25 protein-coding genes and 1 tRNA gene are annotated in these 19,674 nt (G+C 64.1%); 7 read left to right on the top strand and 19 right to left on the bottom strand.

The window, feature by feature from the left end:
* Positions 1 to 13 precede the first annotated feature (13 nt).
* Positions 14 to 1,252 carry an MFS transporter gene (locus tag AWB67_RS09510; protein WP_087655989.1) on the top strand — a complete coding sequence of 413 codons (1,239 nt, stop codon included), beginning with the start codon at positions 14 to 16 and terminating at the stop codon, positions 1,250 to 1,252.
* A gap of 2 nt (positions 1,253 to 1,254) precedes the next feature.
* Here the strand turns inward: AWB67_RS09510 and AWB67_RS09515 are convergent, their stop codons facing one another.
* On the bottom strand, positions 1,255 to 2,637 hold the full coding sequence (locus AWB67_RS09515) for an FAD-containing oxidoreductase (RefSeq protein WP_087655990.1): 1,383 nt from the start codon (positions 2,635 to 2,637) through the stop codon (positions 1,255 to 1,257).
* 174 nt (positions 2,638 to 2,811) lie between these two features.
* Here AWB67_RS09515 and AWB67_RS09520 point away from each other — a divergent pair, with 174 nt between their 5' ends.
* Both AWB67_RS09520 and AWB67_RS09525 read left to right on the top strand, forming a co-directional pair.
* On the top strand, positions 2,812 to 4,125 hold the full coding sequence (locus AWB67_RS09520; RefSeq protein WP_087655991.1) for a cation:proton antiporter: 1,314 nt from the start codon (positions 2,812 to 2,814) through the stop codon (positions 4,123 to 4,125).
* The gene (locus tag AWB67_RS09525; RefSeq protein WP_087655992.1) at positions 4,122 to 4,697 is read left to right on the top strand and encodes a P-loop nucleotide/nucleoside kinase family protein; all 576 of its coding nucleotides are present in this window, start codon (positions 4,122 to 4,124) and stop codon (positions 4,695 to 4,697) included. The genes AWB67_RS09520 and AWB67_RS09525 overlap by 4 nt, the downstream gene beginning before the upstream one ends.
* Positions 4,698 to 4,857: 160 nt before the next feature.
* Here AWB67_RS09525 and AWB67_RS09530 read toward each other — a convergent pair whose 3' ends face one another.
* The 4 genes from AWB67_RS09530 to AWB67_RS09545 form a co-directional block, all read right to left on the bottom strand.
* The gene (locus AWB67_RS09530; protein WP_087655993.1) at positions 4,858 to 5,967 is read right to left on the bottom strand and encodes a saccharopine dehydrogenase family protein; all 1,110 of its coding nucleotides are present in this window, start codon (positions 5,965 to 5,967) and stop codon (positions 4,858 to 4,860) included.
* A gap of 229 nt (positions 5,968 to 6,196) precedes the next feature.
* Entirely contained in the window at positions 6,197 to 6,652 is a 456-nt protein-coding gene (locus AWB67_RS09535; protein ID WP_087655994.1) for an Lrp/AsnC family transcriptional regulator, read from the bottom strand.
* Between the two features lie 94 nt (positions 6,653 to 6,746).
* Positions 6,747 to 7,133, bottom strand: coding sequence for a hypothetical protein (locus AWB67_RS09540; protein WP_087655995.1), 387 nt, complete (start codon positions 7,131 to 7,133; stop codon positions 6,747 to 6,749).
* Between the two features lie 130 nt (positions 7,134 to 7,263).
* Entirely contained in the window at positions 7,264 to 7,491 is a 228-nt protein-coding gene (locus AWB67_RS09545) for a hypothetical protein (protein WP_125477570.1), read from the bottom strand.
* Positions 7,492 to 7,802: 311 nt separating this feature from the next.
* On the opposite strand from AWB67_RS09545, the gene AWB67_RS09550 reads away from it, so the two are divergent.
* Entirely contained in the window at positions 7,803 to 8,570 is a 768-nt protein-coding gene (locus AWB67_RS09550; protein ID WP_087655997.1) for a hypothetical protein, read from the top strand.
* Positions 8,571 to 8,988: 418 nt separating this feature from the next.
* Here the strand turns inward: AWB67_RS09550 and AWB67_RS09555 are convergent.
* Both AWB67_RS09555 and dusA read right to left on the bottom strand, forming a co-directional pair.
* Positions 8,989 to 9,064, bottom strand: a tRNA-His gene (locus AWB67_RS09555).
* A 118-nt stretch (positions 9,065 to 9,182) separates the two neighbouring features.
* Complete coding sequence (dusA, locus tag AWB67_RS09560) at positions 9,183 to 10,187, bottom strand: tRNA dihydrouridine(20/20a) synthase DusA (protein WP_087655998.1); 1,005 nt, start codon at positions 10,185 to 10,187, stop codon at positions 9,183 to 9,185.
* 496 nt (positions 10,188 to 10,683) lie between these two features.
* Here dusA and AWB67_RS09565 point away from each other — a divergent pair, with 496 nt between their 5' ends.
* Positions 10,684 to 10,920 carry a hypothetical protein gene (locus tag AWB67_RS09565; protein WP_087655999.1) on the top strand — a complete coding sequence of 79 codons (237 nt, stop codon included), beginning with the start codon at positions 10,684 to 10,686 and terminating at the stop codon, positions 10,918 to 10,920.
* A 16-nt stretch (positions 10,921 to 10,936) separates the two neighbouring features.
* Here the strand turns inward: AWB67_RS09565 and AWB67_RS09570 are convergent, their stop codons facing one another.
* The 5 genes from AWB67_RS09570 to ssuE all read right to left on the bottom strand — a co-directional run bounded on the left by AWB67_RS09570 (position 10,937) and on the right by ssuE (position 14,771).
* The gene (locus AWB67_RS09570) at positions 10,937 to 11,152 is read right to left on the bottom strand and encodes a TOBE domain-containing protein (protein WP_087656000.1); all 216 of its coding nucleotides are present in this window, start codon (positions 11,150 to 11,152) and stop codon (positions 10,937 to 10,939) included.
* Positions 11,153 to 11,190: 38 nt separating this feature from the next.
* Positions 11,191 to 12,051, bottom strand: coding sequence for an ATP-binding cassette domain-containing protein (locus tag AWB67_RS09575; protein WP_087656001.1), 861 nt, complete (start codon positions 12,049 to 12,051; stop codon positions 11,191 to 11,193).
* Positions 12,048 to 12,812 (bottom strand): aliphatic sulfonate ABC transporter permease SsuC, encoded by a 765-nt coding sequence (ssuC, locus tag AWB67_RS09580; RefSeq protein ID WP_235025097.1) that lies wholly within the window; start codon positions 12,810 to 12,812, stop codon positions 12,048 to 12,050. The genes AWB67_RS09575 and ssuC overlap by 4 nt, the downstream gene beginning before the upstream one ends.
* A gap of 105 nt (positions 12,813 to 12,917) precedes the next feature.
* Entirely contained in the window at positions 12,918 to 14,066 is a 1,149-nt protein-coding gene (ssuD, locus tag AWB67_RS09585) for an FMNH2-dependent alkanesulfonate monooxygenase (RefSeq protein WP_087656002.1), read from the bottom strand.
* Between the two features lie 96 nt (positions 14,067 to 14,162).
* Positions 14,163 to 14,771: an NADPH-dependent FMN reductase gene (gene ssuE, locus AWB67_RS09590; RefSeq protein WP_087656003.1), complete on the bottom strand. Its 609-nt coding sequence runs from the start codon at positions 14,769 to 14,771 to the stop codon at positions 14,163 to 14,165.
* A gap of 270 nt (positions 14,772 to 15,041) precedes the next feature.
* Between ssuE and AWB67_RS09595 the strand changes: the two genes are divergently transcribed.
* The gene (locus tag AWB67_RS09595; protein ID WP_087656004.1) at positions 15,042 to 15,467 is read left to right on the top strand and encodes a hypothetical protein; all 426 of its coding nucleotides are present in this window, start codon (positions 15,042 to 15,044) and stop codon (positions 15,465 to 15,467) included.
* Here the strand turns inward: AWB67_RS09595 and AWB67_RS09600 are convergent.
* The 6 genes from AWB67_RS09600 to AWB67_RS09625 form a co-directional block, all read right to left on the bottom strand.
* The gene (locus AWB67_RS09600; RefSeq protein WP_087656005.1) at positions 15,464 to 16,579 is read right to left on the bottom strand and encodes an enoyl-CoA hydratase/isomerase family protein; all 1,116 of its coding nucleotides are present in this window, start codon (positions 16,577 to 16,579) and stop codon (positions 15,464 to 15,466) included. The genes AWB67_RS09595 and AWB67_RS09600 overlap by 4 nt on opposite strands.
* Positions 16,576 to 17,289, bottom strand: a complete 714-nt coding sequence (locus AWB67_RS09605) for a TetR/AcrR family transcriptional regulator (RefSeq protein ID WP_087656006.1) — start codon at positions 17,287 to 17,289, stop codon at positions 16,576 to 16,578. Before AWB67_RS09605 ends, AWB67_RS09600 begins: the two co-directional genes overlap by 4 nt.
* Positions 17,290 to 17,345: 56 nt before the next feature.
* Complete coding sequence (locus AWB67_RS09610) at positions 17,346 to 17,528, bottom strand: hypothetical protein (protein WP_087656007.1); 183 nt, start codon at positions 17,526 to 17,528, stop codon at positions 17,346 to 17,348.
* A gap of 228 nt (positions 17,529 to 17,756) precedes the next feature.
* Positions 17,757 to 18,041 (bottom strand): DUF1488 family protein, encoded by a 285-nt coding sequence (locus tag AWB67_RS09615; protein WP_087656008.1) that lies wholly within the window; start codon positions 18,039 to 18,041, stop codon positions 17,757 to 17,759.
* A gap of 88 nt (positions 18,042 to 18,129) precedes the next feature.
* Complete coding sequence (locus AWB67_RS09620) at positions 18,130 to 18,483, bottom strand: hypothetical protein (protein ID WP_235025091.1); 354 nt, start codon at positions 18,481 to 18,483, stop codon at positions 18,130 to 18,132.
* Positions 18,483 to 18,755: a hypothetical protein gene (locus AWB67_RS09625; RefSeq protein ID WP_087656010.1), complete on the bottom strand. Its 273-nt coding sequence runs from the start codon at positions 18,753 to 18,755 to the stop codon at positions 18,483 to 18,485. Before AWB67_RS09625 ends, AWB67_RS09620 begins: the two co-directional genes overlap by 1 nt.
* A gap of 204 nt (positions 18,756 to 18,959) precedes the next feature.
* Between AWB67_RS09625 and AWB67_RS09630 the strand changes: the two genes are divergently transcribed.
* Positions 18,960 to 19,298, top strand: coding sequence for a hypothetical protein (locus AWB67_RS09630; protein WP_087656011.1), 339 nt, complete (start codon positions 18,960 to 18,962; stop codon positions 19,296 to 19,298).
* A 37-nt stretch (positions 19,299 to 19,335) separates the two neighbouring features.
* Here AWB67_RS09630 and AWB67_RS09635 read toward each other — a convergent pair whose 3' ends face one another.
* Complete coding sequence (locus tag AWB67_RS09635; RefSeq protein WP_087656012.1) at positions 19,336 to 19,674, bottom strand: DMT family transporter; 339 nt, start codon at positions 19,672 to 19,674, stop codon at positions 19,336 to 19,338.

The raw sequence follows: 19,674 nt of genomic DNA on the forward strand, positions 1-19,674 counted from the left end.
CCGATCCACAACAATGGTAATTGCACGAAGTCTTCGCGCGCTCGACTGGCTGAACTTCTTCGTCGCCAACGTGCAGACCGGCTTCGGCCCTTTCATCGCGTCGTACCTTTCGGCCAACAAATGGACGCAGGGCGAGATCGGCCTGATGCTCTCCGTCGGCACGATCAGCGCGATGGCGAGCCAGTTGCCGGCGGGCGCGCTCGTCGACGCGATGCGCAACAAGAAATTCGCCGCCGCCTCCGCGATCGTCGCGATCATCGCGAGCGCGCTCTTTCTCGCGGCGAGTCCGACGTTCGTGATGGTCTTCGCCGCCGAAGTGCTGCACGGCTTCGCGAGCTGCATGCTCGTGCCCGCGATGGCGGCGATCTCCTACGCGCTCGTGTCCCGCGCCGATCTCGGCGACCGGCTCGGACGCAACGCGCGCTGGGCGTCGATCGGCAGCGCGCTCACCGCCGCCTTGATGGGCGTGTTCGGTGAGTATTTCTCGCTGCGCTCGGTGTTCTTCCTGACAGCCGCGCTCGCGCTGCCGGCGCTCGTCGCGCTCTCGATGATCCATCACGAGATGGCGCCGAAGCTGCCGCGCGGCAGCCCGAAGGAGAAAAAGCTCACCGAGACCGGCGAGGAGCGTGAGACCCTGCGCGAGATGCTGCAGGACAAGCGGCTCCTGATCTTCGCGGCGTGCGTCGTGCTGTTTCACCTCTCGAACGCGGCAATGCTCAATCTCGCCGCGGGCGAAGTCACGGCGCACATGGGCGACAACGTTCAACTCGTGATCGCCGCGTGCATCATCGTGCCGCAGTTCATCGTCGCGGCGCTGTCGCCGTGGGTCGGGCGGCAGGCGCAGCGCTGGGGACGGCGCCCGGTGCTGATCCTGGGCTTTTGCGCGCTGCCGGTGCGCGCGCTGTTGTTTGCCGGCGTGAGCAGCCCGTACCTGCTCGTGCCGGTGCAGATGCTCGACGGCATCAGCGCGGCGGTGTTCGGCGTGATGCTGCCACTGATCGCCGCCGACGTCGCCGGTGGCAAGGGCCGCTACAACCTGTGCATCGGCTTCTTCGGGCTGGCGGCAGGCGTCGGCGCGACACTTTCGACGGCGGCGGCAGGCTTCGCCGCCGACCGCTTCGGCACGTCGATGAGCTTCTTCGGGCTTGCTGCGGCCGGCGCGCTCGCGGCCGCGCTCGTCTGGCTCGCGATGCCGGAAACGCGCGAGGCGGCGCTTACGAAGGAAGCCGAGAAGCCGCCGGTCGAGGCTTGAGCTTATTTGAGCGGCTTCAACATGCCGAGCAGCGTCGGGATCAGTTCGCTGACGGTCGGATGGATGTGCATCGCCTGTTGCAGCGTCGTGTAGGGCGCGCCCGCGTTCATGATGTCGACGAACGTATGGATCGCTTCATCGCCTTCGATGCCGTGGATCGCCGCGCCCAGAATCCGCTTCGTCTTCGCGTCGACCAACGCTTTCATGAAGCCGTCCGTCTCGCCGCGTTCGCGCGCGCGCCCCACGCGTGACATCGGCATCCTTGCGATCAGCGCGTCCAGGCCCGCCGCGCGCACTTCGCTCTCGCTCATCCCGACACGCGCGAACGGCGGATCGACGAACACCGCGTAGGTCATGATCCGCGTATCGACGCTGCGCGCTTCGCCGTCGAGCAGATTCGCCGCGACGACCTCGAAATCGTTGTACGACGTATGCGTGAACGCGCCGCGCCCGTTTACATCGCCGATCGCCCAGATGCCCTCGACCTTCGTGCGCAACTGGCCGTCGACTTCGATCAGGCCGTGCTTGTCGGTGGCGAGGCCCGCGGCGTCGAGGCCGAGGTCGTCGGTATTGGGCTGGCGGCCGGTCGCGAAGAGCAGATGCGAGGCGTCGATCGTCGCTTCGTTCAGCGTGATCCGCACGCCGTTGCCGAACGGCTCCAGGCGTGTCGGCTCCCCGCCGAAACGGAACTCGACGCCCTCCTTCGCCAACACCGCCTGCACGCTCTCGGCGAAATCGGCGTCCTCGCGGACGAGCACTCGCTTGCCGCGCACGAGCACCGTCACGCGGCTGCCGAAGCGGCGAAACATCTGCGCGAATTCGAGCGCGATATAGCTCCCGCCGACGATCACCAGATGCTCAGGCACCTCGGTGAGATCGAGCAGCGTCGAGTTGGTCAGATACGAAATGCGCTCGATGCCGTCGATGTCGGGAATCGTCGGGCGCGTGCCGGTGTTGATGAAAACCGTATCGGCTTGCAGGTCGTGCTGTTGGCCGTCGTTCCCGTCGATACGGATCGCATGCGGCCCGGTGAAGCGCGCGTGGCCGGTGAAAACCGTCATGTTGGGCGTATCGCGCAGCCATTTCTCGACGCCGTTGCGCGACTGGCCGATCACCTCGTCCTTGCGTGCCTTCACGCGCGCCATGTCGATGCGCACGTCGCCCGCGATCATCACGCCGTACTCCGCCGCGTGGCGCGCGACGTACGCGGCGCGCGCGCTCGCGACGTACGTCTTGGTCGGCGTGCAGCCGACGTTCACGCAGGTGCCGCCGAACAGATGCCGCTCGATGACCGCCGTCTTGCGTCCGCTTTGCGCGAGGCGCACGGCGAGCGGCGAGCCGCCTTGTCCGGTGCCGATCACGACGGCGTCGAAATGCTGTGACATGGGAACCTCCCGCGATTGCGTTGCATTGCGTTGAACGAGGGTCGTCACATCTTACGCGTCGCGGGCGCCGATTGCGTGCACCAAAAGGCGCGACGGGCATGGGCCGTGCTACCTTGATTCATCTTCCGGCCACAGAAAAAACGCCGGCCATTTCCCCTCAGCAGACAGGTTTCCATGACCGAGACGATGTGGTTTCTCGTCGTTGGCGGTGTACTCATCCTCATGGGACTTGCCAGTTCGACGTTCAAGCATCTGCCGATCAGCACAGCGATGTGCTACCTCGCGATCGGCTTCGGCCTCGGGCCCGCGGGCGCAGGCCTTCTCTCCCTCGATCTCCTCGCCGATGCGACCGTGCTGCGCCGCATCACCGAAGTCGCGATGCTCGTGTCGCTGTTCGCGATCGGCCTGCGCCTGCGCGTTCCGCCGACCGATCGCATCTGGCTGCTACCGCTGCGGCTCGGGGTCGTAGCGATGGTGCTGACCGTCGCCGCGCTGACGCTCGTCGGCGTGTATCTGCTCGGCCTGAACTGGGGCCCGTCGCTGCTGCTCGCGGCGATGCTCGCGCCGACCGACCCCGTGCTCGCCCACGACGTGCAAGTCGAGCGTCCCGGCGACATCGACTTGCTGCGCTTTTCGCTGACGGGCGAAGGCGGCCTGAACGACGGCATCGCGCTGCCGTTCGCGCTGCTCGGCGTCGCCGTGTGCAAGTACGAGGCGTCGCCGGGGGAGGCGCTCTCGTGGGCGTTCACGGGCGAGGCGCTGTGGGGCGTCGCGGGCGCGCTCGCGAGCGGCTGGCTGCTCGGTGATCTCGCCGTGCGGCTCGTCGCGTTCCTGCGCACGCGCCACGGCCAGGCGCTTGGCCCCGAGGGCTTCTATGCGCTCGGATTAATCGCGTTATCGTACGGCGTCGCACAATTGCTGCACACGTACGCGTTTCTCGCGGTGTTCGCGGCCGGCCTCGCGATGCGCCGCGTCGAGCAGAAGGCGAGCGGCGACAAGTCGCCGCGCGAGGCAATGGGCACGATCGACGCCGACGACGTCGGCTCGGTTGCGTCCGATCCGGAGCGCGCGCACGCGTTCATGGCGGAACGCGTGCTCGGCTTCACGATCGAACTGGAACGGATCGCGGAGGTGGCGATCATGCTGATCGTCGGGGCGGTGCTCGCGAACTACTGGCAGCCGATGTTGACCTGGCACGCGGTGATCCTGATCGTCGCCCTGTTCGTGGTCGTGCGGCCGGCGGCCGTCGAGGCGTCGCTCGTCGGATCAATGGCGACGGGGCCGCAGCGGCGGCTGATGAGCTGGTTCGGGATACGCGGCGTCGGCTCGTTCTATTACCTGATGTTCGCGCTCGAACACGCGCCGAAAAGCGCCGCCGGACCGCTGATTCCGCTCGTGATCGCGGTGATCACGGCGTCGGTGATCGTGCACGGCATCTCTTCGACGCCGCTGATGAAGTGGTATCAGCGCGGACGGTCAACCCTATGACACATCTGATTTTCTTCTGCGGCCACGCCGGCACCGGCAAGACGACGCTCGCCAAGCGGCTGGTGCCGCGGCTCATGCGCGCGACTGGCGAACCGTTCTGCATGCTCGACAAGGACACGCTCTACGGCGCATACAGCGCCGCCGCGATGGGCGCGCTGACCGGCGACCCGAACGATCGCGACAGCCCGTTTTTTTTGCAGCACTTGCGCGATCCCGAGTATCGATCGCTGATCGATACCGCTCGGGAGAATCTCGAACTCGGTGTATCCGCGGCGGTGGTCGCGCCGTTGTCCCGTGAAGTGCGCGACGGGCGGATTTTCGAGCGCGCGTGGCTCGGCATCGGTGATGAGGTGACGCTGCGCGTCGTCTGGGTTCATGTCGATGAAAACGTGGCGCGTGAGCGGATCGTCGCGCGTGGCGATCCGAACGACGCGTACAAGCTCGCGCACTGGGACGAGTACAAGACGCGCCGCTTCGTGCCGGGTGGCGACTCGTGCCGCGATCTGCTGGCGTTCGACAACTCCGCGCCGTCGGATGAAGCTTATGAGGAACTGCTGAAGCGCCTTACGTAGTGGCTTGAGTCGAGGAAGCCACGCACTGCGACACCACCGGCGCTTTGCTCGTTTTCGCCACTCGGCACGCTGACCGGAGAACCTGCACCAAGCCATCCCGCCTGCCCCGGCGCACAAAAAAGGCGCCGAAGCGCCTTTTCGTCTCTCAGGTTTTTTGTTTTTACGCCGCCGCAAGCCGCCGCGTCGCCTGCACCACGCTCTCCCCTTCGTACAAACGCCCGAAGCGATTGCTCAGGAACGCATCGAGCGGCACCTGCTCCTGGCGAATGAAGCCACTTTGCGGCAAGACGCCCTCGCGGAACAGATCGAGTTCCGCGCAGATCGCGCCAGCGGTCGTGATCTGGATTGCGCTCATCGGCACGCCGCAGACATCCTTCGCGAAAATCTTGCGCGTGAACACGTCCTGCACGAGCTGGCCGCCCCGCATGCCTGTCACCGTCACGAAGATCAGCACGACGTCCTGCGCCGTCGACGGCACCGCGCGCTTCAGCATCGCCTTCAGGCCGTCGCGATCGGTGGACATGCGCAAATCGTCGAGCAGGAACTTCATCAGGTCGCGATGACCCGGATAGCGCACCGACTTGTAGTCGAGCGTCTCGACCTTGCCCGCGAGCGTCTCGCACAGCGTGCCGAGCCCGCCCGACGTGTTGAACGCCTCGTATTCGGTGCCGTCGAGCGAGAAATGCTCGACGCCTTCGAGCGGCTGGACCCATTGCGTGCGACCGTCACGGATCGCTTCGCACGGCTGGCAGTACTCGTTGATCAGGCCGTCAATGCTCCACGTCAGGTTGTACTTCAGCGCGTTGGTCGGAAACTCCGGCAGCGCGCCGACGCGCATTTTCACTTCGCGAACGTCGTCGAGGCGCTTCGCCAGATCGTGCGCGACGATGCCGATGAACCCCGGCGCGAGGCCGCACTGCGGCATGAACGCCTGCTGCGAGTCGTCGGCGATCGCGCGGATCGCGTGGGTCGCGCGCACATCTTCGGTGAGGTCGAAATAGTGGACGCCCGCCGCTTTCGCCGCCGATGCCACGTTGATCGCAAGGTAGTACGGCAGCGCGTTGATGAGCGCGTCGAAACCTTGCAAGGCGTGGCGCAAGGCGGCAGTATCGGCGGAATCGACGCGGCGCGTCTCGATGCCCTGCTCGTCGAGCAGCGCGAGCGCAGCGGTATCGCGGTCGAACGCGACGACTTCGAAATCGCCGCTTTCACGCAGCAGGTGGGCGATGCTTTGACCGATCAAGCCGGCGCCTATCAGGGCTACTTTCATTCTTATCTCCTGTCGAACAGAGTTGGCGCTGTCGATCAGAGTTGGCGCTTTAGCGCTTACTCTGAACCCATGCGCCTTACTCCGGTCCCATGCAACGAAGTTGCGCTGTTTAGTCAGTCCTTCTTACACAAGTTTAGGAGCGCATGAATATTGATCATAGACACAAAATGATGCGTATCGACGATCGTTTTCGTCATTTCGACTTGGATTAGCTACGAATCGTCGAAACCTACCCGCCGCGGTCGATTTTGCGCGCGAGAATGATCGACGTCGTCGTGCGCTCGACGCCTTCCAGCGCGCCGATTTCGTCGAGCAGATCATTTAGGCGGTCGGGAGAATCGGCGCGCAGCCACGCGACGTAATCGAACTCGCCGCTGACTGCGCAAAGGAGCTGGATCTCGGGCATTTTCGCGAAACGTTTCTGGACGTCGCGGCCGTACTTCGGCGCGAGCTTGATGCCGACGTAAGCCTGGATGCTCGCGTCGAGCACGTCCTGGCCGAGGCGCACGCCGTAGCCCGCGATCACGTTGTTCTTTTCGAGCCGCGCGACGCGCGCGATGACAGTCGTGCGCGCGACGCCGAGCTGGCGTGCCAGATTCGCGACGCTCTCACGCGCGTTCGTTTGCAGGAGCGCGACGAGGTTGCGGTCAATGTCGTCGAGTTGATCGAGGCGCGGCGGTCTCATGCGGTGGCGTTCCGGGGCGGTTTCAGGTTCGCGCATTATTAACACATGGCCAAACCGCCGTCATCCGGGCATTGAGTCCGAGCCTAAGATCCGCTCAAAGAACGCTCTCGCTCAATTCGACCATCACGACTTCGCCGCGCTCCTGCGAGCGGCCGGTGAAATCGATGCCCGATCGCTCCATGATTTTGCGGATCTCCTGCGGGACGCGCTCGCTTACGCTGGCCGCGACGATCGGCCGGTCGACGTTGCTCAGGAACTGCCGGATCCCCGGCGCGGGCCAGAAGACGAACACGTTCAGCGGATACGACATTCTGGCGTCGGCGGCGCGGTGCGCGGTGATGTGCAGTCCGACGGTCGGCGCGACGTGCATCAAGCGCGGCATTACGTGGAAGTCGCGCCCGAAGCTGGAAGTGACGCTTTTGACGAGGAACGGCAGGCATTTGTCCCCGAACACCCGGTTTTCTGCTTTGCTCAGCGCCATGTCGGTCTCCCGTTCTTCGATTGCTCTTGGCAGGAATCGCACGGTGAGCGTAGTGCCGATGCGGCGAGCGTTGTGTGGCGCGGGACACATCGCGGGGCAAATTGGCGGAGGCTGGCGGCTCGTGGCGCGATCAACTGGCTGCGCCGTCGCGAATCAGGCGTCTGATGATATCGACGATGCTGGGATCGTCGGGCTCGCCGGCCTGGCACCACGTCCAGTAGGCGTTCATGTCATCCGTGAACGACGGCATGCAGCGCGCCTTGCGGATCACGTCGAGCGATCCGATCAACGCGCTGCCCCGGGCGATCAGCTCGTGGATGTCGGGGTCTTTCGCGGGAGAATAGGTTTCGCGGGGCATGCCGGTTTTGACGGCAGGGTTTGTCAAAACTTGAGCGCGCGGTTTCGCGCCTTCTGCTTAATTCATGTGCGTTTCTGCGCTTTTGTGCAAAGAGTTTTCAAATGACAACTTGGCATATGGGTCTCGCAAAGGCGCGCCAGCCTTGACGATTCTAGGCCGATTCGCTTTTGCCTTACCGCGCGGCCTATTCCAAAGCCGCCTCCGGGCACACACAAGCTCGATCGACAAATAGTACGATTCTTAAAGTAAGCCGTTTTAAATTGACTTAAAGACAAACCGCCCAGCCCGCGTGACTCTTTGAAAGAAGGCGCATGAAAGCAATTCCTCAGCCGAAGACCGAACAAATCGTGGAGAGAATCAACGCTCTCCAGACGGCCTCGCCCTATTACATCGATCCGTCGACGGTGACGCCGCTCGTCCGCGAGTGGCGCGCGATCAAGCGGGAAATCGATGCTCTTATGACCGTCGATGCGTGCTCCGCCTGGGAACTCACAGGCGCGTGGAAGGGGCTGACGGGCGATTTTGATGACACGGAAGAGGCATTCAGGAACAGCGTCGCGCTGGGGAACACCGGCACGAATGAAGTGAACCGGATGATTAATCGCTTGAACCTCGGCAAGTTCCAGGCGGGTCAGGACATCTATGCCCGAGTCGGCGCGCCGGAGCTTGGTCAGTTCACGCTGGCGCTTCGGGAAGGATTTGCGGCTGGCGCAATCGCTCAGGCGGCCCGCTTCATTGCGCGAGCCGAAAAAATGCAGATCGAATGGGACATGGAGGAAGCGGACGATCTCCTGCAGGCGCACGCGATTTTGCTCGATGCTGGCATTTCAGACGAACAGATCGCGAGTCATCTCGACGTGGCTGGCACAGTGCTTCGCCGTCATAGGATCCGCCCGATCATTGTGCCTCTCGTCACCTCCGCTGATGGTTTATTCCATGGCGTGACGTATTCGCTGACCGTTCCTGTCCCGGCACTCGAAGCATTTGAAATGAACGTCGAACTCGCCGAAGCGGAAAATCAGGCGGGTCTCAAGAAGGATGTAACCTTCGACGTGGTCTTCGAGGAGGTCCGGGTATGAGCGCGACACCGAGAGAACTCGCCACCTGCGCAGCCGAATTATTGAAAACTGCCGAGTCGGAACCTCACTACCGGGCGGTCTGCAGTCGCTCGTACTACGCGGCGTTTCATGCCGCAAAGGCTTTTCAAAAGGCTTCGGCCCCTGTTCGACGCACGAGTCAAGGCCGACTATCACATCGATGTCGAAATCGATCGCGGACTGGCCGCCCACGCAGTAACCGGCGCGGACACGATACTCAGAATGACCGAATAGCGTCACGCGCGCTTACTCGTGCGATCAAGGTTCGCCTTGCGGGACTTTTTCACTCGACGACGCAGTTTCCGTCGGCTTCACACCGCGTGCGAAATGCGGCAGCGAAACCCGATTCAACGCGATATATCAACTGGGAAAAATGCCGACCTGGCTTGAGAAAAAAACTTGGGGTGGCTGATGGGACTCGAACCCACGACGACAGGAATCACAATCCTGGACTCTACCAACTGAGCTACAGCCACCACTGACAACCTGATTTACTGCTCTCGGGCTTACCAAGAACTGGCTTGCCGATCGAGAAGCGAGATTATACGAATAAAGATTCCGTTTGCCTAGCCCCCGCGCGAAGCGATTCGTCAATCAGCCTTCGGCTAGTTCGACCGCTTCGCGCAGATGCGTGCGCGCGTCGTCGAAGATGGAGAGATCGCCGGTCGCGAGACGCTTGCTGTCCGACAGCACCCGGCGCCAGCCGCGCGCCCCCGCGACGCCGCGATACAGCCCCAGCGCATGCCGCGTGATCGCGCCGAGATACGTGCCGCACGCAAGCTCGGCGCGTGCGTAGTCGATCAGGCGGGCTTCGATCTCCTCGCGCGTCGCGACCGGCGACTGCGCGCCGTAAAAGCGCGAATCGACGCCCGCGAGCACGAACGGATTGTGATAAGCCTCGCGGCCGAGCATCACGCCATCGACGTGTTTCAGGTGCTCTTCCACCTCGTCGAGCGTCTTGATGCCGCCGTTGATCAAAATCTCGAGCTGCGGAAAATCGCGTTTCAGCCGATACGCATACTCATGTTTCAGCGGCGGAATCTCGCGGTTTTCCTTCGGGCTCAAGCCCTTCAGGATCGCGTTGCGCGCGTGCACGATGAACACCTCGCAGCCCGCCTCCGCCACCGTGCCGACGAAATCGCGCACGAACTCGTAGTCCTCGATCGTATCGACGCCGATGCGATGTTTCACCGTCACGGGAATCGCGACGGCATCGCGCATCGCCTTCACGCAATCGGCGACGAGCTGCGGCTCGTTCATCAGGCACGCGCCGAACGCGCCGCGCTGAACGCGCTCGGACGGGCAGCCGCAATTCAGGTTGATCTCGTCGTAGCCCCACTGCTCGCCGAGCTTCGCGCTCTTCGCGAGATCGGCGGGTTCGCTGCCGCCCAGTTGCAGCGCGACGGGCGCCTCGGCGGGCGTGAACGCGAGATGCCGCGCGACGTCGCCGAAAAGGAGCGCGCCGGTCGTCACCATTTCGGTGTAGAGCCACGTATCGCGGGAAAGCAGACGGTGAAACGACCGGCAATGGCGGTCGGTCCAGTCCATCATCGGGGCGACGGACACGCGGCGCGGGCTGGGTTCGGAAACTGCTGACATGGGACGCGGGATCGATTGCGTGGGGCGCCACGCCGGTGCGGCAAAAACGGCGCCGAATCCGTGATTTTACAGGATGAGGACAAATTCGTTCGTGGGGCGGCCGAACGCTGATCTCCGCATTCGAACGGCTAACGAGCCGTTTAAGATCATTCAGCGGAGGTACACACCTTCGTGGCGCAGCCGCAGTCGCGCGACCAGCAACGACGAACTTCCACTTTAACCGTCCAGTGGGCCGTTCAAATCATTCGGGAAAAAGTGCGGACTTTCGAGACGTCAGCGCCCGCGCAGGGCTCGCGAACGCTGATTGCACGGTCGAACGGCTGGCGAGCCGTTCAAGATCATTCAGTGGGATGCGCGGTTTCGGAGCGGGGCGGGAAGTTCGTGCGGTTCCTGACCGAGTGATTTAGGTCCCCATTCCGCGTCGACGCCAAATGCCAGTCACACAAAATGCTTACCAAACGCATGCCAAACCGCCCGCCATCCGAGGGACAAAATCATGAAAACGCTCGCCGCCCTGCTCCTTTGCGCCGTCTCCACCGCCTTCGCCCAACAAAAACCGCCATCCGACGCCGCCGCCTCGATGGTTAAGCCGCCGGCTGCCGCGGGCGCCAGCACGGTGCGCCCCGACAATCCCAACAATCCGGACAACATGCCGATGAAGCGTCCGACGCCGCCGCCCAACAGCGACCGCATGATCCACAGCAACCCGGCGAGCGACGCCATCGCGAAATAAAGCGAAATAAAGCGACTCAAAGCCGCGCGATCGACACCTCCGTCGACTTCACGAGCGCCACCACTTCCGAGCCGACCTTGAGCTCGAGCTCGTCGACGGAGCGCGTTGTGATAACAGACGTGACGATGCCGAACGGCGTATCGACGTCGACTTCCGACACCACCGACCCGCGAATGATTTCCTTGACCTTGCCCTTGAACTGATTGCGCACGTTGATCGCGGTGATGCCCATTGTGAGTCTCCAGAGTGGTGAATCGATTGTCAGACTTGTCAGATCGCCCAGCGGACCGCAAGCGGATGTGAATCGCGCGACGGCTCCACGCCAGGCGTCGTCCCGAGGACGCGCGTCAAAACCGCTTCCTCAAGCGCGGCAAAACCGGCCGACGCACGCGAGCGCGGCCGGGCAAGGTCGATCGCGGCATCGAAGGAAATGCGGCCTTCCTCGATCAGCACGATCCGGTCGCCGAGCACCACCGCCTCCTGCACGTCGTGCGTGACGAGCAACGCCGTGAACCGATGCTCGCGCCACAAACGCTCGATCAGCGCGTGCATCTCGATGCGCGTAAGAGCGTCGAGCGCGCCGAGCGGCTCGTCGAGCAACAGCAGATCCGGCCGATGCACCAGCGCGCGAGCCAGCGCGACACGCTGCCGCTGTCCGCCGGAAAGCTGTGCCGGCCAGTCGCCCTCGCGCTCGCTCAAACCCACTTCGGCGAGCACGGCGCGCGCATCGCCGCGTGCCGAGCGCGGCAGGCCGAGCATCACGTTCTGGAGCACGGACTTCCACGGCAAGAGCCGCGCGTCCTGGAACATGATGCGGGTCTGGAGCGCGCTGCCTTCGCGCGCCGCGTGCCGCGTGAGCGTGCCGCCGCTCGTCGCTTCGAGTCCCGCGATCAGTCGCAGCAACGTGGATTTCCCGCAGCCGCTGCGTCCGACGATCGAGACGAAACTGCCCCGCTCGATCGCGAAATCGAAGTCCGAAAGCACGGACCGGTCGCCGTAATGCTTGTCGACGTTGCGCAGCTCGATCGCGAGATCGGCGCGGCCTGGGCCCGCTGGCTGAGCCTCGCGAAAGAGCGGTGCGCGGGCGCCGGGGATGCCCGCGAACGCCGTCGAGGAAGTGATCGCGTTCATCGCTTCGCTCCTTTGTGTTGATAAGCGGGATGCCAGCGCAGCGTCACGCGCTCGATGCCCTTCGCGAGCATGTCGGCGAGCTTGCCGAGCAGCGCGTAAAGCAGGATGCCGACGACCACCACATCCGTTTGCAAAAATTCGCGCGCGTTCATCGTCATGTAGCCGATGCCCGACTGCGCGGAAATCGTTTCCGCGACGATCAGCATCACCCACATCAGCCCGAGCGCGAACCGCACGCCGACGAGAATCGACGGCAGCGCGCCTGGCAAGATCACGTCACGATACAGCGCGAAGCCCGACAGCCCGTAGCTGCGCGCCATCTCGATAAGATTCGCATCGACGGAACGAATGCCGTGGAACGTGTTCACGTACACCGGAAAAAACACGCCGAACGAGACCAGGAACAGCTTCGCCTCCTCGCCGATGCCGAACCACAGGATCACGAGCGGGATCATCGCGAGCGCGGGGATGTTGCGGATCATCTGGATCGTCGAATCGAGCGCGGTTTCGGCGGGCCGGAAAAGCCCCGTCGCGAGCCCGAGCACGAAGCCGATGCCGCCGCCCACCGCGAACCCCGTCACTGCGCGCAACGAACTGACCTTGACGTTCGTCCACATGTCGCCGGAGAGCACGAGCGACCACGCCGCTTTGACGACCGCGAGCGGCTCCGGCAGCACGCGCGCCGACAATCCGCCCGTGCGCGCAGCGAGTTCCCACGCGATGAACACGGCGAACGGCACGAGCCACGGCGCGGCCTGCACGAGAAAGCGCCGGAAGAATTGCCCGCCGTCCGGGGACTGCGCGGCGCGCTGGGAGGCGCCCGGCTGGGCGATATCGATATGAGACACGTTCGACGCTCCTCGCTGTCAGCTTTGCGACGCGCGCGGCAAATACGAATTGCCGACGATCTCGCCGAACGGCCCCGATAGCGGCCCGGAAACGCGTTCCTTTTGCTCGCGCGGCAAAAGCGGAAAGACGAGTTCGGCGAAGCGGTACGACTCCTCCAGATGCGGATAGCCCGACAGAATGAACGTATCGATGCCAAGCGCCGCGTATTCCTTCATCAGCCCCGCGACCTGCTCTGGATTGCCGACGAGCGCCGTGCCCGCCCCGCCGCGCACGAGCCCGACGCCCGCCCACAGGTGCGGATAGACCTCGAGCTTGTCGCGCTGGCCGCCGTGCAGCGCCGCCATGCGCCGCTGGCCTTCGGAATCCATCTTTGCGAAAGTGGCCTGCGCACGCTGGATGGTGTCGTCGTCGAGCTTGCTGATGAGCTTGTCGGCGTCGGCCCAGGCTTCCTCCTCGGTTTCGCGCACGATCACATGCAGGCGAATGCCGAACTTGATGTCGCGGCCCTTCTCTTTCGCACGCTTTTTGATGTCGGCGAGCTTTTTCTCGACGTCGGCGGGCGGTTCGCCCCACGTGAGATACGTGTCGATGTGATCGCCGACGATCTCATGCGCCGCCGGCGACGATCCCCCGAACCACAGCGGCGGATGCGCCTTCTGCACCGGCGGATACAGCACCTTGCCGCCCTTCGACGTGAGGTGCTTGCCCTCGAAATCGATCGAATCGTTCGTGTGCGACGTTTCCAGTAACTGACGCCAGATGTGCAGGAACTCGTCGGTGACTTCGTAGCGCGTGTCGTGATCGAGGAAGACGCCGTCGCCTTCCAGTTCCGCCTGGTCGCCGCCTGTCACGACGTTGATGAGCAGCCGTCCGCCGGAGAGCCGGTCGAAGGTGGACGCCATGCGCGCCGACAATCCCGGCGACGACAGCCCCGGCCGGATCGCGACGAGGAACTTGAGGCGTTTGGTCGCCGGAATCAGGCTCGACGCGACGACCCACGCGTCCTCGCAGGAGCGGCCGGTCGGCAGCAGGACGCCTTCGTAGCCGAGCGTGTCGGCGGCGACGGCGATCTGGCGGAAATAATCGGCGTCGGCGGCGCGCGCGCCTTGCGTCGTGCCAAGATAGCGGCTGTCGCCGTGGGTCGGAATGAACCAGAAGACATTCATCGGAAAACTCCTGCGAGACGATCTGTATGGAAATGGCGTGCAGCGGCGCCGCCGGACGATGCGTTCAGCGGGCCTTGGAAGATTCTTAAATAACGGTCAGGTCGCGCAGGGCACGAGTCCGGCAAGCGCGGGCGCTGGCGCAACGGCCGCTTTCGAGCGCCATTCGCGCAACTGCGCCTGTTCGCCGAGCGCGTGCGCGAGTGCATCGGCCGAGGCGATCACGCGCTGCGCGGTCTCGGCGTGCACGGTGTAGCCGGTGTCGCTCCTCGGCATGTCGGCGTCGGAGGCGAAGACATTCGTCAGATGATGCCGCGCCCCGAGCGACGACAGCACCGGCTTCAGCGCGTAATCGAGCGCGAGCAGATGCGCGAGCGAGCCGCCGGTTGCGATCGGCAGGACGATCTTGCCGGCGAGACCCGTCTGCGGCAGCAAATCCAGCAGCGTCTTGATGAGGCCGCTGTAGGACGCCTTGTAGAGCGGCGTCGCGATCACCACCGCCTGCGCGTGTTCGATCAGTTCGAGCGCCTCGCGAATCGCCGGATGCGCGAAGTCGGCGTGCATCAGCGCGGCGGGCGGCAACGCGCGGGCATCGATGCGTCGCACCGTCAGGCCGCGCGAGCGCAGCGCGCTTTCGGCAAGCGAGAGCAGCCAGGTGCTGCGCGACTGAACGGCAGGACTTCCGGAGATCGACACTACATAGGACATCGGTGCTGTTTCCTTGTGCTCGCGCTTGATGTGCCGAGGCTGCGCGTTTTACGTGAGACGGCCGCTCCGTCTCGCTCTGGAAACAGTCTATGGATGCGACTTGTCGATTAGAACGATTTTTTCCAGCTTAGGTTTTCCACTTTCGTGATTAGGCCGACGCTGGAGCAGCCATGCGCCGACGCTTTTTCCACCGCTTTTTACAGACAGGCGCCCTCTATAATGGCGCTCATCTTAAAAATGCGGCGGCTAGCGCCCTACGCGGTCCATTCAATGCAAAAAGTCATACTGCCGTTCGTTTCGGGTTTTCTCGCTGCCCTGTTTTTTCGCGAATCGACTCTCGCACTGCTGCATGCCGCCGGTCTCTTCGAGCCGGCCGGCTTCTCCACCGACCCGTTCCTGCCGCTCGGCATCCCGACGTTCCTCGCGAACGCGCTTTGGAGCTCGGTGTTCGGCATTCTGATGGCGTGGCTTTTGCGCGTTTCGCCTGAGCGGCACGCGCCGTGGGTGGGCGCGCTCGTGTTCGGCGGCATCGTGCTGACGGCGGCGAGCGTGTTCGTGGTCGATCCGGCGCGCGGCATCTGGCCGAGCGGCAACATGCTGCCGCGCCTCGCGCTCGGTTTCGTAACCAACGCGATGTGGGGCTGGGGCGCGCTGGTGTTCATGCGCGCCTTCATGGCGGGCCACGCGGAGCGCTAATCCTTCAAGAGCCTGAGCGGATGGTGCTCGCGCGTCCACGGACTGTCGAACATCCGCTTCACCCCGTCGCGCGTCACGTCCTCGATGCGCGGCACTTTCCACACCGGCTGGTTGTCCTTGTCGACGATGCGCGCGCGGATGCCTTCCACCACGTCGCCGTGCTCGAAGATGTTGTGCGTGAGGTCGAGATCGCGCCGCAGCGTGTCGGCCATCGTCGAGAGCTTCGCGCGATCGACGAGTTCCAGCGCGATTTCGATCGATAGCGGCGAGCGTTCGCGCAATTCGGCGATCGTTTGCGCGGCCCAGTCGGCCGAGGCGCCGCCGTCAGCTTCCTTCTGCAATGACGCCAGGATCGCCGCGCCGTCGCCGGTCGCGAAGTGCTTGTCGATCTGCGCGCGCGCGGCGGCGAGCGGGCTCGCGTCCGGCGTCGGCGTGACCTTGTGTTTCACGCACGCGGCTTCGATGAAACGCACCACGTCGACGGCGTCGTTCAGGCGCTCGCGCTTGAGCGATTCGATCAGTTCGGGGAGCGCGGCGTCGTCGAGGTATGCATCGGCGAGACGGGCGTAGAGCGCATCGGCGGCGCCGATCGTCGCGCCGGTCGCCGCCATGTAACGCCCGATCGCGCCCGGCGCGCGCGCGAGAAACCAGCTCGCGCCGACGTCCGGAAAGAGCCCGATGCGCGTTTCCGGCATCGCCATCTTCGTCGAGCCGGTCACGATGCGCAGGCCGCCCGTGTGGTGCGCGCCCTGCGAAATGCCGACTCCGCCGCCCATCACGACGCCGTTCGTCACCGCGATATACGGCTTCGAATAGGTGAAGACGGTATGGTTGAGGCGGTATTCGTCGGTGAAGAACTTGTCGATGGCAGCGCGCTCCCCTGCCTTCGCCAATTCATACAGATAGCGGATGTCGCCGCCCGCGCAGAACGCGCGCGGGTGCGGGCTGTACACCACGACGGCACGGATCGCGTGATCGTGGCGCCAGTCGCCAAGCGCGTTGCGGATCGCGTGGAGCATGCCTGTCGTCAGTGCGTTCAGCGCCTGCGGCCGGTCGAGCGCGATGAAGCCCAGTCCGTTGGCGGTTTCGATGCGGATGTCGTCGGTTCTCATCGGTGGATAGGGGTCTGTTCGGGTTTCACGCCACGGACTGAAAACGCGGGTTCGGCGGTTTCAGCGTCGTGGCCGAACCACGCGTCGAGCGAAAGCTCGGCGAGCGTTTCGGCCGGCGCTGCACCGAGCGCTTCAGGCAGCGCGGCGTGCGTGGAATGACTGGAACCGGGTAAATGCTGCAAATAGGCCGAGCGCGCGAGCGCCAGCGCGACGATGCCGTGCAGGTTCGCCCACAGCGCCTCCGCGCAGGCGGCCGCCGGCGCGCGCGCTGGCGAGCGGCCCGCCGCGCGCAGTTCGACGAAGGCATCGGTCATCAGAGCGTGCGCCGCGGCGGCGTTCGGGAAATCGGGGGTATCGGCGGGGCTCGACGGCTCCATGAACATCAGACGATACGTCTCGCCGTGTTCGAGCCCGAATTCGACGTAGGCGCGCCCCATCGCTTTCAGACGCGCGGCGGGATCGACGATCGTCGAGTGCGGCGCAAAGGCCGCGAAGAGCTGCGCGTGGCCCTCCGCGCGCAATGCCTGGGCGATATCGGCGCGACTCTTGAAATGCAGGTATAAGGCGGCGGGCGAGTAGTCGATCGCCTCCGCGATCTTTCGCATGGAAAGCGCGGCGAAGCCCTCGCGCCCGACGATGTCACGCGACGCATCCAGGATGCGTTCGCGCACCGCCTGCCGCTGCTCGGTCCGTCGTTCCTGGATTCCCATGCGGATCACTCTCGAAAGTGAGTCCGGGCTGACGGTCGTTCAGCCCGGCCGAACGCTCAGACGATCATCTTGCGTTCTTCGTCGGCTGCTTGCGTGGCGCCGTGAAGCGGCTCTTCCGGATCGCTCGTGATGGCGGATGCCACCACGATGCAAACCGCCAGGAACAACAAACCGACCGCCGCCCAGATCAGCCAGAAAGCGCTGAACTCGACGAGCGAACTCATCAAGGTATGAAACATGACAACCCCCGCGCGATTTTTATATTTGAGCTTCCGGCCGCCAAGCGAATCCCGGCCAGCAAGCGGCGTGCCGCGCCAATCGCATTTTCGCGGCGCACTGTTCTTGAATGGTAATCGCAAATTAGGCCGCGCGTTGAGACGGTGCGGGGGTTTTGCTAAGGATTTCTGAAGTACGGTCGGATGTGCCCGACGCGGGATAAACGGCTTACACGGTGGTGTAATCCTTGCCTATGCGACAACTTTTCCGGGAGGAAAGTGGCCACTCTTCAAAAGCACCGGCGAGCCGTTGCTCACGCGCAGATGTTCGCGTGCGACTGCTTCGATGCGCGGGCGGCCGGAATCGAACGCGCGGATCCAGCCGTCGCTGTCGCAGCTCGGTGTATCGAAGTGATCTTCGAGCGCTTCGACCGAGATCGCGCACGTTACGCGCTCTCCATCGACGAGCGCGGCGAAGACGATCGTCAGGTTGGAACCGTGGTAATCGGGAGCGTCCGGGGGAAACTGAATGACCATGATCGCCTCGTGACTCGACGCGGATACAACTACGTCGCATGGGAAGTGGCGCATATGGTACTCGCCAGCGCGCGGCGCGGTCTACCTGTTATGCCTCGACCGGCGCCGCCGGGACGTCGACCACGAAGAGCGACGTCGCCGTCGGATCGGCGTAATCGAAACGCAGATGCCGGCTCAATTCGCGCACGCGGTTGCACATCGCACGCCGGGCGTCGTCGGTGAACTCGGGGCCGGCGCGCAGCACTTGGGGATCGAAGCGGTAATGCACGCCCCAGGCGACGTTACCCGGATGATTCGCGACGCCGCTCGTGCGCCAGCTCATGAAGAGCGACGGCGTCTGTTCAGGGCCGACTTCGCTCACATCGGCGCTGCTCGGAAAGAGATCGAGCAGACATTGCGCGATGTCGTGCAGGAGCGGGTGGCGAACGTGCAGATGTCGCATCAGGAAGACGGCAACAGCCGGTCGATATACGCGCGCGCGGCTTTTTCGACGTGCGCGAGCGCCTCGTCGACGGTGGCGAAACGCTGTTCGCTGCCGAGATCGATGAGCGCCTCGAAGCGGTGGGCATCGTCGGGGCCGTGCTGCGCCACGCTCACCGAGCCGACGTAGATGGGCGCTTCGTCGCCTTTGCCCTGCAGGCCGTGCGGCTGTATCAGCCGCGCCGACGCGCTGATGTAATAGCCCCGGTACGGGCCGCTCACTCGTTCTGCCATGACATTTTCCTTATGTATGCTTCGTTGATCCTCGTCAATCGGCAAATATTTCTGTAAATAGCGTACATATTGCCGATCAACGCCCGTTCATGCGTTGTCTGGCACCCCGCAAACCGCGCGCCTGCGCTAACAACCGCTTACGGGTCGCGTAAGGCGCGTGTGGGAAAATACGGCCTTTCCGCACCGAACATCCACGAGGTACACATGAAGGAATTCGCGCGGCGCATGCGCCGCACATCGTCGAGGCTGCCGCTTTGCGCCTCTTTGCTCTTGGCTGCCGGCCTTGCAGCTTGCGCGTCGTCGAACAACGCGTCGCTCATCAATTTGCCCGACGGCCAGACCGGCTACGCGATCAACTGCAGCGGCGCTGATGCCGGATCGAGCTGGGGAAGCTGCTACGTGCTCGCCGGCCGCGCGTGCGGCGCAACGGGCTACGACATCGTGTCGAAGGACAACGAGGAAGGCGGCCCGACGGGCGGCGGCATCACGAACGTGATTTCCGCCAACGTCAAGAACCGCTCGATGGTCGTACGCTGCAAGTAAGCGCTTTTTATGTCGATCGAAGGAGGCGCTTTTGGTTTTAGTGCGCGCTCACCTTCGAGAACACGTTCAGCACCACAACTCCCGCGACGATCAGGCCCATGCCGAGAACAGCCGGTAAATCGGGCACCTGCTTGAAAAGAAACGCGGCGACGGCCGTGATCAGCACGATCCCCGCGCCCGACCAGACCGCATAGACGATGCCGACCGGCAGCGAGCGCAGCGTGAGCGACAACAAATAGAACGACAGCCCGTAGCCCGCGACGACGATCAGCGACGGCACGAGCCGCGTGAATCCATCCGACGCGCGCAACGCGGACGTCGCCACGACTTCCGCGACGATCGCCACCGCGAGCAGCCCATACGCGAACGAGCGCAT

It is taken from the genome of Caballeronia terrestris (genome assembly GCF_001544515.1).
Taxonomy (GTDB): Bacteria; Pseudomonadota; Gammaproteobacteria; order Burkholderiales; family Burkholderiaceae; genus Caballeronia; species Caballeronia terrestris.

What these genes read in the sequence shown, in the direction of transcription:
- AWB67_RS09535 (WP_087655994.1), bottom strand. Translation starts at nt 6,652, where the DNA reads ATGAGACCGCCGCGCCTCGATCAACTCGACGACATTGACCGCAACCTC.
- dusA (WP_087655998.1), bottom strand. Translation starts at nt 10,187, where the DNA reads ATGTCAGCAGTTTCCGAACCCAGCCCGCGCCGCGTGTCCGTCGCCCCG.
- AWB67_RS09520 (WP_087655991.1), top strand. Translation starts at nt 2,812, where the DNA reads ATGACCGAGACGATGTGGTTTCTCGTCGTTGGCGGTGTACTCATCCTC.
- AWB67_RS09575 (WP_087656001.1), bottom strand. Translation starts at nt 12,051, where the DNA reads ATGAACGCGATCACTTCCTCGACGGCGTTCGCGGGCATCCCCGGCGCC.
- AWB67_RS09545 (WP_125477570.1), bottom strand. Translation starts at nt 7,491, where the DNA reads ATGCCCCGCGAAACCTATTCTCCCGCGAAAGACCCCGACATCCACGAG.
- AWB67_RS09620 (WP_235025091.1), bottom strand. Translation starts at nt 18,483, where the DNA reads ATGCGACATCTGCACGTTCGCCACCCGCTCCTGCACGACATCGCGCAA.
- AWB67_RS09615 (WP_087656008.1), bottom strand. Translation starts at nt 18,041, where the DNA reads ATGGTCATTCAGTTTCCCCCGGACGCTCCCGATTACCACGGTTCCAAC.
- AWB67_RS09610 (WP_087656007.1), bottom strand. Translation starts at nt 17,528, where the DNA reads ATGTTTCATACCTTGATGAGTTCGCTCGTCGAGTTCAGCGCTTTCTGG.
- AWB67_RS09605 (WP_087656006.1), bottom strand. Translation starts at nt 17,289, where the DNA reads ATGGGAATCCAGGAACGACGGACCGAGCAGCGGCAGGCGGTGCGCGAA.
- AWB67_RS09515 (WP_087655990.1), bottom strand. Translation starts at nt 2,637, where the DNA reads ATGTCACAGCATTTCGACGCCGTCGTGATCGGCACCGGACAAGGCGGC.
- AWB67_RS09550 (WP_087655997.1), top strand. Translation starts at nt 7,803, where the DNA reads ATGAAAGCAATTCCTCAGCCGAAGACCGAACAAATCGTGGAGAGAATC.
- ssuE (WP_087656003.1), bottom strand. Translation starts at nt 14,771, where the DNA reads ATGTCCTATGTAGTGTCGATCTCCGGAAGTCCTGCCGTTCAGTCGCGC.
- ssuD (WP_087656002.1), bottom strand. Translation starts at nt 14,066, where the DNA reads ATGAATGTCTTCTGGTTCATTCCGACCCACGGCGACAGCCGCTATCTT.
- AWB67_RS09570 (WP_087656000.1), bottom strand. Translation starts at nt 11,152, where the DNA reads ATGGGCATCACCGCGATCAACGTGCGCAATCAGTTCAAGGGCAAGGTC.
- AWB67_RS09510 (WP_087655989.1), top strand. Translation starts at nt 14, where the DNA reads ATGGTAATTGCACGAAGTCTTCGCGCGCTCGACTGGCTGAACTTCTTC.
- AWB67_RS09595 (WP_087656004.1), top strand. Translation starts at nt 15,042, where the DNA reads ATGCAAAAAGTCATACTGCCGTTCGTTTCGGGTTTTCTCGCTGCCCTG.
- AWB67_RS09600 (WP_087656005.1), bottom strand. Translation starts at nt 16,579, where the DNA reads ATGAGAACCGACGACATCCGCATCGAAACCGCCAACGGACTGGGCTTC.
- AWB67_RS09625 (WP_087656010.1), bottom strand. Translation starts at nt 18,755, where the DNA reads ATGGCAGAACGAGTGAGCGGCCCGTACCGGGGCTATTACATCAGCGCG.
- AWB67_RS09530 (WP_087655993.1), bottom strand. Translation starts at nt 5,967, where the DNA reads ATGAAAGTAGCCCTGATAGGCGCCGGCTTGATCGGTCAAAGCATCGCC.
- AWB67_RS09630 (WP_087656011.1), top strand. Translation starts at nt 18,960, where the DNA reads ATGAAGGAATTCGCGCGGCGCATGCGCCGCACATCGTCGAGGCTGCCG.
- AWB67_RS09540 (WP_087655995.1), bottom strand. Translation starts at nt 7,133, where the DNA reads ATGGCGCTGAGCAAAGCAGAAAACCGGGTGTTCGGGGACAAATGCCTG.
- AWB67_RS09525 (WP_087655992.1), top strand. Translation starts at nt 4,122, where the DNA reads ATGACACATCTGATTTTCTTCTGCGGCCACGCCGGCACCGGCAAGACG.
- AWB67_RS09565 (WP_087655999.1), top strand. Translation starts at nt 10,684, where the DNA reads ATGAAAACGCTCGCCGCCCTGCTCCTTTGCGCCGTCTCCACCGCCTTC.
- AWB67_RS09635 (WP_087656012.1), bottom strand. Translation starts at nt 19,674, where the DNA reads ATGCGCTCGTTCGCGTATGGGCTGCTCGCGGTGGCGATCGTCGCGGAA.